Consider the following 16,081-nt stretch of genomic DNA (forward strand, 5'->3'; position numbering starts at 1 on the left):
CCCGCCGAGCAAAAAGCTCCGACCGTCGAGCTCAGAGCTCCATCCTCCGAGCAAAAAGCTCGGAACGCCGAGCTCGGAGCCCCATCCGCCGAGCAAAAAGCTCGGAACGCCGAGCTCAGAGCTCCATTCGCCGAGTAAAAAGCTCCGACTGCCGAGCTCAGAGCTCCATTCGCCGAGCAAAAAGCTCGGAACGCCGAGCTCGGAGGCCCGATGACGGAGCAAAAAGCCTCGCGGCTGGCGCTTGGAGCGCGGTGCGCGAGGCTTGAAGGGTCATGAACGGGGGTTGAGCTGTCGCGGGCGGGGTTCCGGACGGCAGCGGAGGGTGTCGGCCAGCCTTACTGCAACATGAATGTCTCGTACTCCAGCCGATCCAGCTTCCGGTCGAGGATCACCAGGCTGGCCATCACCACCAGCAGCAGCGATACGGCAAATCCGTATCCGTACCAGGCCGGGCCGAGCTGCAACGTAATCCACGTCAGCAGGCCGTTGAGCGCCACGAACGCCGCCGTCAGCGCCAGCACCACGCGGCGCCGGTCCAGGTAGAAGAAGATGTTCACCACGCCCAGGAACACCACCTGCAAGCTCGCGGCAATCGTGTCGACATACAGCAGCGGCAGGTACAGCTCGGAAATCTGCAGCACCCGCAGCACCGCCGCGCCCACGGCAAACAGCACCAGGGCGGCCATTGCCTGGATCTTCACGATCTCGTACAGGCCCGCGCGGATGGTCTGGACCATCGTGTTGCGCATGTCCTCGATGTGCTCGAGCGATGCGCCGCCCCGCACGGCGTTGTAGAACGCGTCGTAGTACTCGACAAAATCCGTCTCGATGCGCACGAGGAATACGGCCATGCCGGGGATGATGCCGAGGTAGGCCAGGAACACCGGAATGTCATAGATGACCGATGCATTCAGCGGGCCGATCACCTGCTGCCCCGTCCCAGGCGCATACCAGAACATGAACTTGTCGAGCCAGATGCCGAGGTTGTACAGCAGCCCGATCAGCATGAGCGACGGATACGCGAACCGCCGGTCGAACACCTCGAACGACAGGAAGCGCCGGCCGCTGAAGTTCCGGTAGATGAGCGCGGCCATGCCGATCAGCAGGCACAGCTGCCCCGTGACAAAGCCGAGCAGCAGCCCTTCCAGCCCGAGCCGGTTGAACAGCAGCGCCAGCAGCACGGTCAGCGTGTAGCCGATCAGGAAGATCCACACGATCGACTTGTACTGCTTCATGCCCGACAGGAAGATCACCGCGATCCAGATGTTGGCCATGACCACGAAGCCGGCCAGCATCAGCAGCCGGTAGATGGCGGACTGCTGCGGAAACGCAAACAGGATGACGAGCAGCCCCAGCCCGCCCGCGACCAGCGTCATCACGAGCGAGACGGCATGGTAGTTGGGCAGGATCAGGTCGTCGCGCTTCTCGAACAGGCGGTCGGAGGTAAAGCGCGTGAAGGCAAGCTGCAGCGGCCCGGTCAGGATCAGGCTCACCGCGATCAGGTAGGTGACCGACACCTGGAACTGCGTGATGAGCGAGCCGGGAACCACGAACGGCAGGCTGAGGATACCGATCAGCAGAATCCCGACGATGGAAAGAATCCACGGCCCGGAGCTGATGATGCCGGCGTAGGTGTAGGCACGCAGCAGCCCGACCAGGCTGTCGCGCTTGAGCATCTTGCGCAGCTCAAAACCAATGCCGGCCATCAGCGGGCTCCCTCATGTGGCTTGCTCTGCGGCTTGCTCTGCTGGGCGTGGTGCGGGCAGGCCGCCGCAGCGGCGGAGGCAGCCTTGGCGCCGTGCTCGGTACTCAGATCGGGCAAGGTCTGCAGGCGCGTGTACAGCTCGCGGTAGCTTCCGACCATCATCTCTTGCGTGTAGTAGCGCTCGACGCGGGCGATGCCGGCGGCCTGCGCCGCATACCAGCGCGTTTCATCGCGCAGCAGCGTCAACACTTCCGCCGCCAGGGCGGCCGGGTCGGCAATGCGCACCACGGCGCCGGCCGCGCCCAGTGCCGCGTCTTCGCCTTCCAGGCCGAACAGCAGTTGCCGGCACGAACCCACATCCGTGGTGACGGACGGCACGCCTGCGGCAAACCCTTCCAGCACCACCAGCGGCAGCGCCTCGCTGATGGAACTCAGCACCAGCACGCCCACCTTGGGCAGGATGTCGTCGATCTTCTGGAAGCCCAGGAACTTGATGCGCCCGCCCAAGCCGAGGCTTTCGGCCAGGCTGTGGCATTCCTGCGCGTATTCCGGGTCTTCGTCTTCCGGGCCGGCAATCCAGCCTTCCGCGTCGGGCATCTCCCGCGTGACGGTCAGCATGGCGCGGATGAACGTCTTCACGTCCTTGATGGGCACCACCCGGCCGATCAGGCACATCACGTGCGGCACGCTGGCCTGCCGCTTCTCGCGCAGCGCGGCCAGGCGCGGCAGGTTGATGCCGTTCGGGATGCTGCGTGTCTTCTCGGCCGGCGCGCCGTCAATGACCTGCCGCTGCCGGTTGCCTTCGTACAGCGCAACGATGTCTTCGGCCGCGTCATAGCAGACCCGGCCCATGGTCTCGAAAAAGCGCACCCACAAGTCGCGGAAGTAGCTGATCTGCGCGATGTCCTTTTCGAAGATGCTGCGGTTGTCCCGAATCCACTGGCTCTGGAACAGGTCGATCTTGCGTTCCTTGGTGTAGATGCCGTGCTCGGACACCAGCAGCGGACGCCCGCGCTTGTAGCGCAGCAGCGCGCCCAGGAACCCCGCATAGCCGGTCGAGATGGTGTGGAACACCTTCACCGGGATGAGGTTTTCGGCAATGCGCACGAGCTGCCACAGCGGCTTGTGCATGATGCGCACGGTCCAGAAGTAGTCGGTGAACGACGGGTCGGTGCAATAGCGCCGATAGTAGTCCGTCATCATGTCCCACGCGCGGTGGCTGTGGAGGAACTGCTCTTCGGCCAGCGGGCCGTCGTCGCGCAGGTCGGCAATCGAGGCGCGGATCAGCTCGGCCGTCTCTTCCTTGTTGGCCGGATTGCGCAGCGCGTCGTGCAGCTTGCGCGAGCGCTCGAATGCAGCGGCATCGCCACTGCTGGCCTGCACCAGCGGCGGCGGCGGAAAGTCGTACAGGTAGTGGCACTCCAGGTGCACCACGTTGTCGGGAATGGCGTAGACCGGCTTGCCGTAATCCTCGCGGCGGCTGCCGATGAAGACGACGGCAAAGCGGATGTCCGGAAACGCCCGGATCATTTGGTTGACCCAGCTCGACACCCCGCCGCTCACGTAGGGAAACGTCCCTTCGAGCAGCAGCGCAACGTCGGCGGACTCGGCGCGAGGAAAGTGGTCGTTGCTCATGATGTCCAGTAGCGCAGCAGCGGGCGCAGCAACGGCAGCGGCGAACGGCTGGAGAACTGCGCCAGCGCCGCGCGTGCACCGGCATAGTCGCGGCGCAGGTAGCAGGCTTCAGCCAGCGGAGGCAGCAGGCGGTCACGCGGGAAGCCGAGGGATTCGGCGCGGCGCAGGTGCGACTCGGCCACATCGGGCTCGCGGCGCGACAGAGCAAGCCGGCCGCGCATGTACCACAGGGCGGCGTTGTCGGGCTGGATATCGAGCGCGGCGCTGGCATAGCGCTCGACCTGCTCGGCGGTGTAGCGATACACGTCGCCTTGCACGAGGTTCTGGTAGATCAGCTCCCAGTACAGATCGGCCAGGCGCTTGTTGATGTCGTAGCGTGCTTCGGGCGTGGTGGCTTCCTGCAGGCGCGGCAGCTCGGCGAGGATCTTCTGCGTGAGGACCTTTTCGGCGTTGTCGAGCATGCCGTAGGCCAGCAGGCGGATATCGTCCACCGGGTCGGCCAGCAGGTCGCGCAGCACGGGGCTGGCGGTGCGCGTCGGCATCGACTGCATGGCCACCAGCGCGGTCATGCGGCTTTGCACCGGCGCGCGCTCGTTGTTGAGCTGCGCACGCAGCCGCGCCCCGCCCCCGTGCGTCACGCGCGAAATCAAATGCGCCACGAACACCGGCAGGCCGACATCGGCGATGTCCTTGTCGTCTTCGGGCTTGGGAAACAGCTTGGCGAGCAGCAGGCTGCCGACCACCAGCAGCCCGCCCGCCACCGGCACGAAAAAGCACAGCGCCGTCAGGTAGCCATACGTCCACACGAACGGCACGCGATAACGGCGCGGCAGCAGGCGCCATGCAGCCAGGCCGATCAGCGCCGCGGCGGTGCCCTGCAGCATCAGGCACGACAGCAGCAGCCCGAGGCTGTTGCCGGCATGCAGTGCCATCGCCACTGCCGCGATCTGGGCCGCGATGCCGCCGAGCGTGAGCTTAAACATGGTCCCCCCGCATGCCTATGCGCCCCTATGCATCGAGATGGCAGCGCGAGAGGAAGCGCTGCAGCGCCTCGCCCGGATGCTCGCCGGTCACATGCAACGTCTGCACGCTGATGTGCCCGCCCTCGAAATCGACACCGAACTGCGCGCGCAGGCTGTCTTCGATGCGCACCAGATACGCAGACACGGCGCCCGCGCCCGACAGCGGCATCAGCGTGATGAGCGCGCGGCGGCCCTTGCCGCTCGCCTGCCAGACAACGTCCAGCGCACGGCGGCTGCGCACCACGCTCTCGAACAGCGCATCGCTGGCCTCGTCCTGGTCGAAGATGAGCGCCACCACCGACGAATCGATGCCGGTGTCGCGATGCAGGCGCGCCAGCCGCCCAAGGTCGAGCGCGAACTCGTACGGCGCGTCGGGCACGAGATCCAGGATCTCGGAGCTGACGGTGAGGTGGCGCACGCCGTCGGCGTAGTAGCCGAGCAGCACGAGCAGGAACTGCAGGTTCTCGTACGACAGCGAGAGGAACGGCATCTGGTGCACGACCACCAGGCCGATCAGCTCATCCGCACCCGACAGCACGGGCGCGCATGCCACGTAGCGCGAGCTGTCTTCCGGGTTGTTCACATTCCGCAGCTCGGGCGCCTGCGGGTGGCCCAGCGTGTGGGTGTCGATGCAATGGCGGATCAGCGGGTCATCGGCAACGATGTCGAAGGGCGCCCCAACGCGGGCCACCGGTTCGGTATCGATGCGGTTGCCCGTCACGCGCACCATGGCCGCCACTTCCAGTTGGCAGGCCTGTGCCGTCCATTGCAGGAACGGCACGGCGCCGGGCAGTTGCGCTACGTCGGGGGCGTTGTCAGCCGAGCCGTGCTCGCGCGCGGCCAGCGCGATATTGCGCAGCTGCGTGAGCGTGTCGCGCAGCGTGGTCGGCTTGGCCAGCAGGTCGTTTTCCAGGCGCTCGTGCGAGAGGCGCAGCAGGAAGTGGTTCTTGGTGAGCGCCGCCAGCCGGTCGTTCAGGTAGCCGTTGACGGTGCGGGCGCGTGACAGCCGCGCGCCCCAGATGTCGCCGTACTGCCCGCCAACCAGCACCAGCATCAGGCCGCCCAGGAAGTACATGCGCGGGAAGCTGCCGGCGGCAGCCGTCTGCCCGTAGAACACGGCCCAGGCGCCCAGCACCACCAGCGCGGCCAGCGCGCCGAGCAGCGTGCCGTAGCGCAACGCCAGGATGAGCGGCACCAGCCAGATCCACGGAAAGCCGTAGCCGAGCAGCAGCGGGTTGTCCGGCGAGAACACCCAGACGATGCCGATGGCCACCACCACCGCGCCCAGCGTTTCGAGCACAGCGCTCGGGCTGGACACGGCAGGCGCAATCAGCCGCCCATACCAGGTCGACGCGCCAATGCCTTGCGCGTTGCGCCGGCGGTCGGTTCGCCCGGTCTGGCCGCGCGCATCGGCGGTGGCGCGGCCGGCCGATTGGGCGGAACCTGCGGACTCGGTCTTCATCAGCCCCGGCCCAGCGGCGAAAGCAGTTCGCGCAGCAGCTTCTGCGCCACCGCCGACACGGCATCGCGGCTCCAGCCGGTGCGGCTGCCGGCTGCGCTCCAGATCACGTTGCCGGTCTGCACGTCAATCACCTGCAGCGTGATGCCGACGGCGGGCTCGCCGTCCACGCCGACCTTGTAGCGCCATTCATCCACGGCGCCGGTCAGCGCGTAGCGCGCTTTCTCCCCGCGCGCCCAATCGAGCGCACGCGATACGGCCTCGCGCTCGGCAGGCTCGAACAGCGATTCGCTGTTCAGGTTGGCCGGATATTGCTTGAGGTTGGAGAAGCCGCGCGCCTTCAGGATGCTGGCCGCAATCGTCTCGGCACGCAGTCCGGCCTGCGGCGTTTCGGTGTAGTTGACGATGGGCAGCACGACCCATGCATCCGACGCGCTGGTTGCCGGCGCGCGGCCGCTATCGACCACCGCACAGGCGGACAACGCCAGCGCCGCCCCAACGCCCGCAGCCATTGCCAGCCAGCGCCGGCGGCCGGCTTTCATCGTGTTGATCAAGGGTGTCATCGCGTTCTCCCTGGAGTCTTCCGTTGTGTGCTTCATGTCGTTGCTTCCCCGTTGTCTTGTTCTTGCTTGTCGTCAGTAGAGCCAGCGGTAGCGCAGGCCGATCTCTGTCATGGGTGAGGTACCGGCGCGCGTGATGGAGGCATGGCTGAACACCAGCGCCAGATGGTCGTTGCCGAACACGCTGCCCGCCACCCCGAGCTGGAGTTGCGTGCCCCACCCTTCGCGGTTGTCGTGCAGCAGCCCGACATCCATGAACGGCCGCCACGCACGCGTATAGCGATCAAGATAGTCCGTGCCAAAGCCGAACAGCAGGCCGAACTGCGTGAACGACTGCGGCATGAAGGCGGTGGCATCGGGCGGCGTATCCCCGGTGGCGGCCGCAGGCAAGAGCCGCCCGAGCAACGCGCTTGGCGCGCCCGAGGCGCTGTAGTTCGCACGCGTGCCGACCACGCGGATCGTGTAATCGGGGTATTCCACGCGGAAGCGGTAACCGGCTTCGGCGTCGAACACCATGCCGCTGCCCAGGAACGAGCGGTCCTGTCCGTAGAAGCGGTTGCCCTCGATGCGCGCGCGGATGTATTCGCGCTGCGTCAGGCGCCAGTTGCCCCCGATCGACACCAAGTCCTTCATGCCGCCCACGCGCAGTTGCGTGGTTTCGTCGGCGGGCTGGTTGCGGCCGACCGACAGCTCGGTGCCGAACGGACCGGTCTGCCCCAGCAGGCCATCCAGCCGGAACGCGTAGAACGACGCCAGCCCCTGGCGCCAGCCCACCGTGCCCTTCCACTGGCTGTCTTGCGTCTGGTACTGCGAGATCCAATCGACGCGGCGGTCCTGCGCGGGCACGCCGGTCAGTTGCGTTTCGTCGGTCGAGCGCTGGTTCCGCTGCGTGGCGCGCACCAGCATGCTGTAGTGATCGGTCAGGCGGATGCCGGCAGCCGCGCTGCTTTCAAAATACGTGAGCGGCGCCTGCTTGAACCACGTTTCGCGCGGCTCCAGCGCCTGCGCGTTCGTCAGCAGGGTTTCCTGCAGACGCTGGTGGATCTGCTCGTCGTCGGGTGCGGTCGTCAGACCTTCGAACGACAGGCGCTGCGCCTCGCCCAGGCGGTCCGTAAGCGTGTTCGCATCGATGCGGTTGTAGAGCGGGATGCGGTCGGGCGTGTCGTCCAGCAGGCGGTTGAGCGTTTGCAGATCGCGCTCGGCCAGGGCGATGGAGATCTCGGCATAGGCCGGGCGCGTCATGCGGCGCGTGTATTGCTGCAGCAGCCACGCACGCGCCAGATCGTTCGCCTCCTGCGACAGCGCCCAGCCCAGTGCGGCTTCCTTGGCGACGGCAGAAACGAGCTGGTCGCTCACGCGGGCGTTCTTGCGCTTGTCTGCCGGGTCTTCGGGCGGCTCCGGCGGCAGCGCATCGATGTCGCCAAGCTCGGATTTCTGCACGGTGGCGCTCCCGCCTTCGCGGGCCTGCCGCGTCGCGCGGCGGTCATCGCGCAGCAGCTCGATCAGCAAGCGCTGTGCAAGATCGCCCGAGCCGAACGTCTGCGCCAGTGCAACGCGGCGGGCACGCAGTTCGGTGCGGGCGCCGTCTTCAAGCGGTACGGCATCGTTGCCTGCCCCGTTGCTGCCTACGACGACACGCGTGCCGACGCGGCGGCCGGCGGGGGCCTTGTCCTTGGTGTTTGCAGCGTCCGCGCCGGCACCCTCACCACCCTCGGCACGCCACAGCAACCACCACGCTTCGCGGCGCAGGCGCCAGGCGGCATCGGCTTGCCCGGCCATTTCACGCGCATCGGCAAAGGCCAACAGCCAGAGCGGATCGTTGCGCATCGCGTTGCCCTGGCGGCCAAGGAAGCGCAGCGCGAGGTTGGCGTCGAACAGCTGCAGGCCGGCAGCGGCATACGCGCCCCAGTAGGCAGAATCGCTTTCGGCTTCGCCACGCCACAGGGTCAGCGCACGCTTGAGTTCATCGTTCTGGCCGGAATCGAGCAGGCCCCACAGGAAGGCGGCTTTCACGTCGCTGCCGGCATCGGGCAACGAGACGGCGCGGCGCAGATCGCGCATGGCGAGATCCCACTGGCCGTTCTGGCGGTAGTACTCGGCGCGGGCGCCCAGCACGCCGGGGGATTGCTCAGCGGCGCGGCGTTGTTCCGGCGTGAGCGAGGCCAGCAGCCCGTCGATGCGGCGGAAGGCGCGGGCGCGCGTGTAGTAGTAGATGGCCTGCTGCAACGAGGCCATCGTGCCGCTCTTGTGGAAGGCCAGTTCAGCCAGGCGGCCGGCATCGATGGGGCTGGCGTCGTAGAAATCGATCATGGCCGACAGGTCGTCGGGCTGTGCATTGCCGCCGATCAGCAGCTGGCGATACGCCTCGCGCGACAGGTCGTCGCGCTGGTTCAGGCGTGCGAGCTGCGCGAACGTGCGCCAGTAGAGATCGTCCGTCGGCGAGGCCACCTTGCTGGCGGCTTCCATGGCCGACAGCGCCTGCTCGAACTGCGCGCGCACGTAGAGCATGTTGGCGAGCTTGAGCGCGTAGCGCGCATTCGGGCCGAATTCCTTCTGCAGGCGCACGTAGGTGTCGTAGGCCTGATCGTCCTTGCCGGCGCGCTCGGCCAGCATGGCGTAGCGCTCCAGGACGGCTTGCCGATGGGGGCCGCGCGCAATGCCGTTCAGATAGGCCAGCCCTTCCAACGGCTCGCCCAGGCGCTCATATGCGGCAATGACCTGATCAAGGAGCTTCATGTCGCCGGGCTGGCGGCTGGCCTTGTAGCGCAAGCCGGCCAGATAGGCGTGGTCTTCGTTCAGGGCAGGCGCCAGGCGCAGCACGTTCTGCCAGGCCGCGTCGTCGCCCGTTGACTGCGCGTAGGCCAGCCAGTACTTCAGCGCGGACATCGGCTGGCGGTTCCACTCCGATACCTGCGCGGCGCGCTCGGTCCAGATCTTCAGGTCCGGGCGCTGGCGCACGGCGGCTTCGGCCACGCGCATGGCGTCGTTCAGGTTGCCGCTGCTCATGAAGACGCGGTACGCGAGGTCGTAATCGTCGGCATTGAACGGCGCAATGCCGCGCGCGATGGCCTCGGTGCCGGTGGGCTGTGCGGTGGGAGCGGCGGGGGCGGTGCCATCGCTTACCTTGTCCGCCACGCGGCGGATGCGTGTAACGTGGCGCTGGCGGCGGGCCAGCCCTTCCGGCCCGTCCATGAACACTGCATCCGTGGGGGATGGCAACGGCTCCGGCCGGCCCGCGAAGGTCCAGTCATGCCGCGCGGCACCCGCCGCAAGCGCAATGCCGGCCTCCGTCTGCCGCCACGACAGATGCAGCAGCCGGCGCGCGTACTGATCGGCCAGATCCGGCCGGTTGCACGCCAGGGCCAGTCGCGTAAGGAAGCGCAGCGTTTCGGTGTCGTCGAGAAGCGGCCCTGCGCGGCGCTGCGCTTCGGTCATGGCGTCGTCGAGCAGGTTGCCGCCCTGCAGCGCCTTGAGCCCGGCGATGAAGTAGTGGCGCTGTTCGTCGAGCGATTTGGCGCTGGCCTGTGCGGCAAAGTTGGCGGCGGCGGCGGCACGGTATTCGCCCACGCCCAGCGCAATCTCGGCGGTGCGGGCCTGCCATTGCGCGGCGCGCGCCACGTCCTGCTTGGCCAGGCGCTGGTAGAACTGCACGGCAATCGCGCCCTGATCCAGCGCACGCGCCTTGCCGGCCAGGATTTCCAGCTCGGCGGCGGTCCAGCGGTAGTCCAGCGCCTGCTTGAGCAGGCCGCGCAAGTCATTCAGGATCGACGCGCGCTGCGGGTCTTTTGGCTGCAGCGCATAGGCGCGCTGCTCGCGAATCGCAATCTCCAGCAGCAGCGCTTCACGCTCGAGCGTCTTGTCGTGCAGCGCGCGCATGCGGTTGAGCATGGCTTCGGCTTCGTTCAGACGCCCGGTGCGCACGTACTGCGCGGCCAGGACGCTCAGGAATTCGCCGTCATTCGGGCGCACGCGCAGCCAGGCTTCGAGATACGCCACCGAGAGGGCATCGACCTTGCCGCCTTCCAGCAGGCGCGCTTCCAGCCGCTCACGCGGAAACATCAGGGCGAGCGCCAGCCCGATCAGCGCGCCAAGCGTGCCGATCAGCCAGGGCGGAAGCAGCCGTTCGCGCGGGGTCAGGTCAGCAGACCACATCGATGCGTTGGTAGGTCACGGATTGGGCGGCAGTGCCGTTCAAATCCACGCGCACCGTATCGCCTTGTGCACGGGTGGTGTGGGCCGGCGCGCCGTTGACCTTCACGCGGCACGCGCCAACGTTGGCCAGGCGGACAAACGGCTTGTAATAGCCGCCGGCTTCGAACGACAGGCCGTTGCCGCTGCGCGAGAAATCACGCACAAAGGCTGCGGCTTCGGCAATGTAGGCCGGCTTGGCCGGCTCGCCGGCGGGCGCCATGGCAAAGCGTGCCGCGCCATCGTCCAGGTGGATGTAGATACCGCCCGCTGCCTTGTCGTAGCCGACCACGCCCTGGGCATCGGCCAGGCGCGGCGTGCCGGGCGCCATCCACCGCAGTTCGCGCAAGTCGCCGTTGCCGCGCACGACCCAGTTGTCATCATCGCGGGCGATGGCCATGTCGCGGAAGTCCATGACCTTCGAGACGTATTCCGTGGTGTAGATGGGAAACACCGGTTGCGAGAGCGCGTAGTCGTAGTCCTTTTTCAGGGCCTTGAGCGACGCAAGCTTGGTGCCCGAATACATGTGGTAGTAGATGTTGATCGGCTTGAAGCGGTACGGCGCGTCGGTCATCTGCATCGTTTCAATCAGGCGTTCAAAGCCGTAGTAAGGCCCCGTCCAGTCATTGGTATAGACGTTTTCGTTCTGATTGGGCGCAAACACCTGGTAAGCACCGGGGCCCTTGTCGATGCCGATGGGCGCAATGTCCGTCCACGACGGCGAGCTGCGCGTGATGATGGTGTCGCCGCCGTTGATGTTGACCACACCGGCCTGCCACGCCATGCGCACGGCCACGTCGGGCGGCCGGCAGTCGCCCGACCACTGCAGGACCTTCACGCGCTTGCCCGGCGGCGCCAGGCGCTCGTCGATGTAGCGGATGGAGCCGGCGATCTCGCGGTCGAGGCTGAACTTGTAGCCGGGAATGGTCAGCGTGAAGGCGGTATCGCCGCCGCCCGCGTCCTTGCCGGGGCCCGCCGTCGGGCTTTGGACCGTGCGGCTCCAGTCGAATGGGTGCGAATACGTATGGGAGCCCAGTTCGACATACGGCAATGCAAACATCTTGCGGGCAACGCCTTCCAGCCGCGGCGAAATCTTCGGGTACAGGCCCGTCGGGCCCACCTCGCCTTCAATGACGGAAAGCGTGGTCGGAATGCGGTACTTGTCCCACACCTCCTGCAGCAACACCTCGCCCGAATATTCGGGGCCCGGGAATTCCGCACGGGAGGCAAAGCCGTCGCCGTCCACGTGCACGAGCATCAGGCGGCGGCCGTTCTCGCTGGTCAGGTCGGGGATGGGCATGTCGGGCAGCGCCAGCGCGCGGCGCAGAAACTCGATGGGCTGCACCACCCAGCGCGCCTGGTCGATGGTCTCCATCGAGAACACCGCGAACGGATACATCACGTAGCCGCCCCAATCCGTGATGGCCGCGGCGTCAAACTCCTGGTTGCCTGACTTCAAGCGCAACAGCGATTGCGCCGAGGCGCCGGCCCGGACGGGCACCGTCTCGTTCACCAGCGGCCGGGGCGGCATCTCGAAGCCCATGATCCTGTCTTGCGACACTACCGACACCGGCCCGCCATTGCGGGCACCGGCATTGGCCATGCCGCGCACGTATTGCAGGTGCAGCATGTCGGCCAGGCTGCCGTCCACCGGCAGGCCGAACCGGTTCATGAAGGCAATGCGCACGCCGTCGCGCATGCGGGCACGCACCCATGCATTGAGCGCCGCGACCTGCTTGACCGGACTCGTATTCACCCACACCACCACCCCGGCATAGCGGTCGGGCGGCACGTCGGCGGGCAGCGGTTGATTGATGTCGGCGTATTCGACGTCGTAGCCCAGAAAATTGAGCGGCATGGCGACAAAGCGCACGCCCTCGCTGGTCTCGACGGTGGTGCGCGGGGCGCGTTCCTGCAGGATCAACACCTTGCGCGGCAGCACCTCGATCCGCCCGACCCCGATGGTCTTCAACGCTGGATCGGTCACATACGGGATCAGCCCCTGCGCCTTGATGCGCTTGGCGGTGTCGCGTGCGCAGGCACGGTCAGCCGGCGGGCAGTAGTCGATCGAGATGACCGGAAGGTGGTATTCGTCGCGGATCTTGCGTGCCTGGCCCATCAGCCAGTCGCGGTCGGCGTCGTTCACCGTCTTGTATTGCTTGGCGCCCTGGTCCCAGCCGCGATACAGCGATTCAAACGCCACCGCATACGCCTGGTCGTGCACCTGCGGCAAGATCTCGAAGCCGCGGTTGAGCATCAGCTTGGCATCCGGATAGCGCGCCTTGATCGCGCGGATCACGCGCACCATGCCGGCCTCCTGCGCCGCGCGCGAGGCGTCGTCCTTGGCGACGAGCTGGTACGAGTCGAGCGTATCCAGGAAAAACCCGCGGTAGCCCTTGTCCCACAGCGGCTTGATGACGTGCTCGACATAGAACGCCGGCCACTCCGGCTGGGCCTGGTCGACCACGCGGGAGGACCACGCGGCGTTGTCGCCGAGCAACCACGCCTTGGGCAAGGCCTTGAACCAGCTGCGGTCGGGCGTGACCTCGCCCAGGCTCACGTAGGCGAACCACTGCGTGCTGGGCGTCTTGAACTGCGATGGGTCGAAGCCGTGGCCGGGCTCGACGACGACGGCATCAAAGGCGCGCAACTGCGCCACGGGCGGTTTGTCGCCGTAGTACCACGCGATGTTCGGCGCGCTGGCCGAGACGGTAGATGCAACCCCAGACGCACCGGACCCGGTGGTGGCAGGCGTTTGCTGCGCAAACGTCGTACAAGGCATCGATACGGCAACTGCGGCAAAAAGCCCAGCCAACCGTGCGATCGTCCCCGCCGTATTCCCCCGTTTCCCCCCGGTGCGCCGCTGTAAACGGCTGAGAACCCACATGAACTGGCACTCCGCTATGCAACTATGTGCATCAATTAGGCCGATCTGCGCCGGCACTGAAGATCGGCGCCTCTCATCACGCCGTCCGGGAACCGCTTTTTTCTTCCCGGTCGCCGCCCGCAAACGCAGGCCCCGCAAGGCATCCCGAGACAATGTGTCCGAAGGTGAAGTATCGCCGATGCCATGGGTACACAGCAAACCACATTTTTGATGACCGCCCACCCCTCTCGGACATAAACAATTGTTTGAGATCAGCCGCGCACGCCGTGGTTTGACAAAGCGATCAGGGCTGCACCATGATCAGCCGAAGCCACATTCCACGCGACCGTGCAGTTGTCGCTGCGCAACGACGCGACTTGCCCGGACGGCCCCGCCACCATGTCCGCCCTCCTCCTTGCCCTGCTGATCCTGATCAGCGCCTTTTTTTCCGCTTCCGAAATCGCCCTCACGGCATCGCGGCGCACGCGCCTGCAAACCCTGGCCGACGACGGCGACACCCGCGCCCTGCGCGTGCTGCAGCTCAAGGACATGCCCGGCAACTTCTTTACGGTGGTGCAGATCGGGGTGAATGCCGTGGCCATCCTGGCCGGTGTCATCGGCGACAGCCAGATCTCGGGGCCGCTGGCCGCGGCGCTGAGCGACTGGCTCCCCGCTGCGCGCGCCGAACGGATCGCCAGCATCGCCGGCTTCATCATCGTGACGGGGCTGTTCATTCTCTTTGCCGACCTGCTGCCCAAGCGCCTGGCCGTGCTTTACCCCGAGCGCTGCGCGATGTCGATCATCGGCCCGATGCAGTCGTGCCTGCGCGTGCTGCGGCCCGTGGTGTGGCTGTTCAACGGCGCGGCCGACATGTTCCTCAAGCTGTTTGGCGTGCCGACGCACCGCGTCGACCAGATCACCACCGAAGACATCGCCGCCATGGTGGGCGCGGGTGCCGAGGCCGGTGTGCTGCGCAAGCACGAGCTGGCGGTGATTGAAAACGTGTTCGAGCTGGAATCGCGCACCATCACTTCGGTGATGACCGTGCGCGACGAGGTGATCTACTTCACGGTGGACGAGCCGCTTGAGTCGATCAAGATGAAGATCATTGCGCAGCCGCACGCCGAATACCTCGTCTGCCGCGAAGACATCGACTCGGTGCTCGGCTTCATCGCGTCCAAGGACATCCTGCAGCAGATCCTGTCGGAGGAATCCTCCGCCGTGATCCGCAACATCAGCAAACACTACGACAAGAACCTGCTGGTACTGCCGGATACGCTGAACCTGTCACAGGCGCTCACGCGCTTTCGCGAAATGCACGAGCGCTTTGGCGCGGTCGTCAACGAATATGGGCTGGTGGTGGGCGTGGTGACGCTCGACGATATTGTCGGCGCGGTGATGGGCGACATCCTGTACCTGGGCGAAGACGAGCAGATCGTGCGCCGCGATGACGGCTCGTGCCTGATCGACGGCGTCACGCCGCTGGGCGACGTCAAGCGCGCCTTCGACCTCGACGACCTGCCCGGCGAACACCACGTCGAAACGCTTGCCGGGCTGGTCATCTACGCGCTCAAGCGCATTCCCAAGAAGAGCGAGACCGTCGATATCGGGCCGCTGCACATTGAAGTGCTCGACATCGACAACCACCGCATCGATCAGTTGCTGGTGTCGCGGCGCATCGACCCGCCGGCAGCGACCGTGCCTTCGGCGTCGTGAGCGGCAAACACTTCCTTGGCGGCAAACATGCCGTTGAGTGCGGCCGGAAAGCCCGCGTATAGCGCCATCTGCAGGATGGTCTCGGTGATTTCCTTGCGCGTGAGCCCCACGTTGAGCCCCGCCGCAATGTGCACCTTCAACTGCGGTGCCGCGTTGCCCAGCGCCGTGAGCGCGGCAATGGTGGCAATCTCGCGCTCGCGCAGTGTCAGGCCCGGGCGGCAGTAGACGTCCCCAAACCCGAATTCGACGATGTAGCGGCCGAGGTCCGGCGCGATGTCGGCCATGGCCTCGACCACGCGCTCGCCGGCCACATCATCGACTTCCTTGAGCTTTTGCCAGCCCCGAGCGTAGCGGTCGTCCTGCAGGTTGGCGTGGTTTGCGGCTTGTGCGGTGTGGGTGGTCGGGGTCATGTGCGTCCTCGTTCGGTTGGCGTTTCGGCTTGTGCTTCGATTTGAGAGATGAGGAAGCAGAGCCCTTCGCGCCTTCCGTGGCCTCCGTGCCTTCCGTGGCTTTCGCGGCTTCAATCCGCGCCCGGATGCCGTCGTAGACAACGAGTTTGACGCGCAGCACGGCCAGCGTTTCGGCCCGCGCGCGCAGCTCCGCTTCCAGCGCCGCCGCATGCAACTCCAGCAGGCGTTGGCGCGCCGACACACTCTCCAGACTGTCGCCCTGGCGCCGCAGCGCGGCGTACGCCTGCATCTGCGCGATCGGCATGCCGGTATCGCGCAGGCGCAGCAGGAACTCGAGCCACGTCATGTCTTCGGCACGGAAGACACGATGGCCGTTATCCCGCCGCTGCACGCTGTCGAGCAGGCCGATGCGCTCGTAATAGCGCAGCGTATGCGTCGACAGGCCGGTGGCTTCTGCAACTTGGGCGATGGTCAGGAATGTGGTCATGAACGGAGCTTAGAAGTTAGAGCGCACTCTAAG

The 16,081-nt window shown here is 66.4% G+C and carries 10 protein-coding genes; 1 reads left to right on the forward strand and 9 read right to left on the reverse strand.

The window, feature by feature from the left end; all coding sequences use genetic code 11:
• Positions 1 to 335 precede the first annotated feature (335 nt).
• From pelG to R2669_RS08275, 7 genes are all read right to left on the reverse strand, one after another.
• Positions 336 to 1,706 carry an exopolysaccharide Pel transporter PelG gene (gene pelG, locus R2669_RS08245; protein WP_147214047.1) on the reverse strand — a complete coding sequence of 457 codons (1,371 nt, stop codon included), beginning with the start codon at positions 1,704 to 1,706 and terminating at the stop codon, positions 336 to 338.
• Positions 1,706 to 3,340, reverse strand: a complete 1,635-nt coding sequence (gene pelF / locus R2669_RS08250; protein WP_316899583.1) for a GT4 family glycosyltransferase PelF — start codon at positions 3,338 to 3,340, stop codon at positions 1,706 to 1,708. Before pelF ends, pelG begins: the two co-directional genes overlap by 1 nt.
• The gene (locus R2669_RS08255; RefSeq protein ID WP_316899586.1) at positions 3,337 to 4,323 is read right to left on the reverse strand and encodes a tetratricopeptide repeat protein; all 987 of its coding nucleotides are present in this window, start codon (positions 4,321 to 4,323) and stop codon (positions 3,337 to 3,339) included. The genes pelF and R2669_RS08255 overlap by 4 nt, the downstream gene beginning before the upstream one ends.
• Before the next feature lie 25 nt (positions 4,324 to 4,348).
• Positions 4,349 to 5,824, reverse strand: coding sequence for a PelD GGDEF domain-containing protein (locus tag R2669_RS08260; RefSeq protein ID WP_316899588.1), 1,476 nt, complete (start codon positions 5,822 to 5,824; stop codon positions 4,349 to 4,351).
• The gene (locus R2669_RS08265; RefSeq protein ID WP_147214051.1) at positions 5,824 to 6,384 is read right to left on the reverse strand and encodes a penicillin-binding protein activator LpoB; all 561 of its coding nucleotides are present in this window, start codon (positions 6,382 to 6,384) and stop codon (positions 5,824 to 5,826) included. The genes R2669_RS08260 and R2669_RS08265 overlap by 1 nt, the downstream gene beginning before the upstream one ends.
• 72 nt (positions 6,385 to 6,456) lie before the next feature.
• Entirely contained in the window at positions 6,457 to 10,533 is a 4,077-nt protein-coding gene (locus R2669_RS08270; RefSeq protein WP_316899591.1) for a tetratricopeptide repeat protein, read from the reverse strand.
• A complete protein-coding gene (locus R2669_RS08275) occupies positions 10,520 to 13,351 on the reverse strand; it encodes a bifunctional glycoside hydrolase/polysaccharide deacetylase family protein (protein ID WP_316899593.1) in 2,832 nt (943 codons plus the stop codon). The genes R2669_RS08270 and R2669_RS08275 overlap by 14 nt, the downstream gene beginning before the upstream one ends.
• Positions 13,352 to 13,834: 483 nt before the next feature.
• Here R2669_RS08275 and paeA point away from each other — a divergent pair, with 483 nt between their 5' ends.
• Positions 13,835 to 15,151 carry a polyamine export protein PaeA gene (gene paeA, locus R2669_RS08280; RefSeq protein WP_316899596.1) on the forward strand — a complete coding sequence of 439 codons (1,317 nt, stop codon included), beginning with the start codon at positions 13,835 to 13,837 and terminating at the stop codon, positions 15,149 to 15,151.
• On the opposite strand, the gene R2669_RS08285 is transcribed toward paeA, so the two are convergent.
• On the reverse strand, positions 15,091 to 15,561 hold the full coding sequence (locus tag R2669_RS08285; protein WP_316873084.1) for a carboxymuconolactone decarboxylase family protein: 471 nt from the start codon (positions 15,559 to 15,561) through the stop codon (positions 15,091 to 15,093). The genes paeA and R2669_RS08285 overlap by 61 nt on opposite strands.
• Positions 15,464 to 16,048, reverse strand: a complete 585-nt coding sequence (locus R2669_RS08290) for a MerR family transcriptional regulator (protein ID WP_147214056.1) — start codon at positions 16,046 to 16,048, stop codon at positions 15,464 to 15,466. The genes R2669_RS08285 and R2669_RS08290 overlap by 98 nt, the downstream gene beginning before the upstream one ends.
• Between the last annotated feature and the right edge of the window lie 33 nt (positions 16,049 to 16,081).

Origin of the sequence: Ralstonia edaphi (assembly GCF_958350185.1) — a bacterium.
GTDB lineage: Bacteria > Pseudomonadota > Gammaproteobacteria > Burkholderiales > Burkholderiaceae > Ralstonia > Ralstonia edaphi.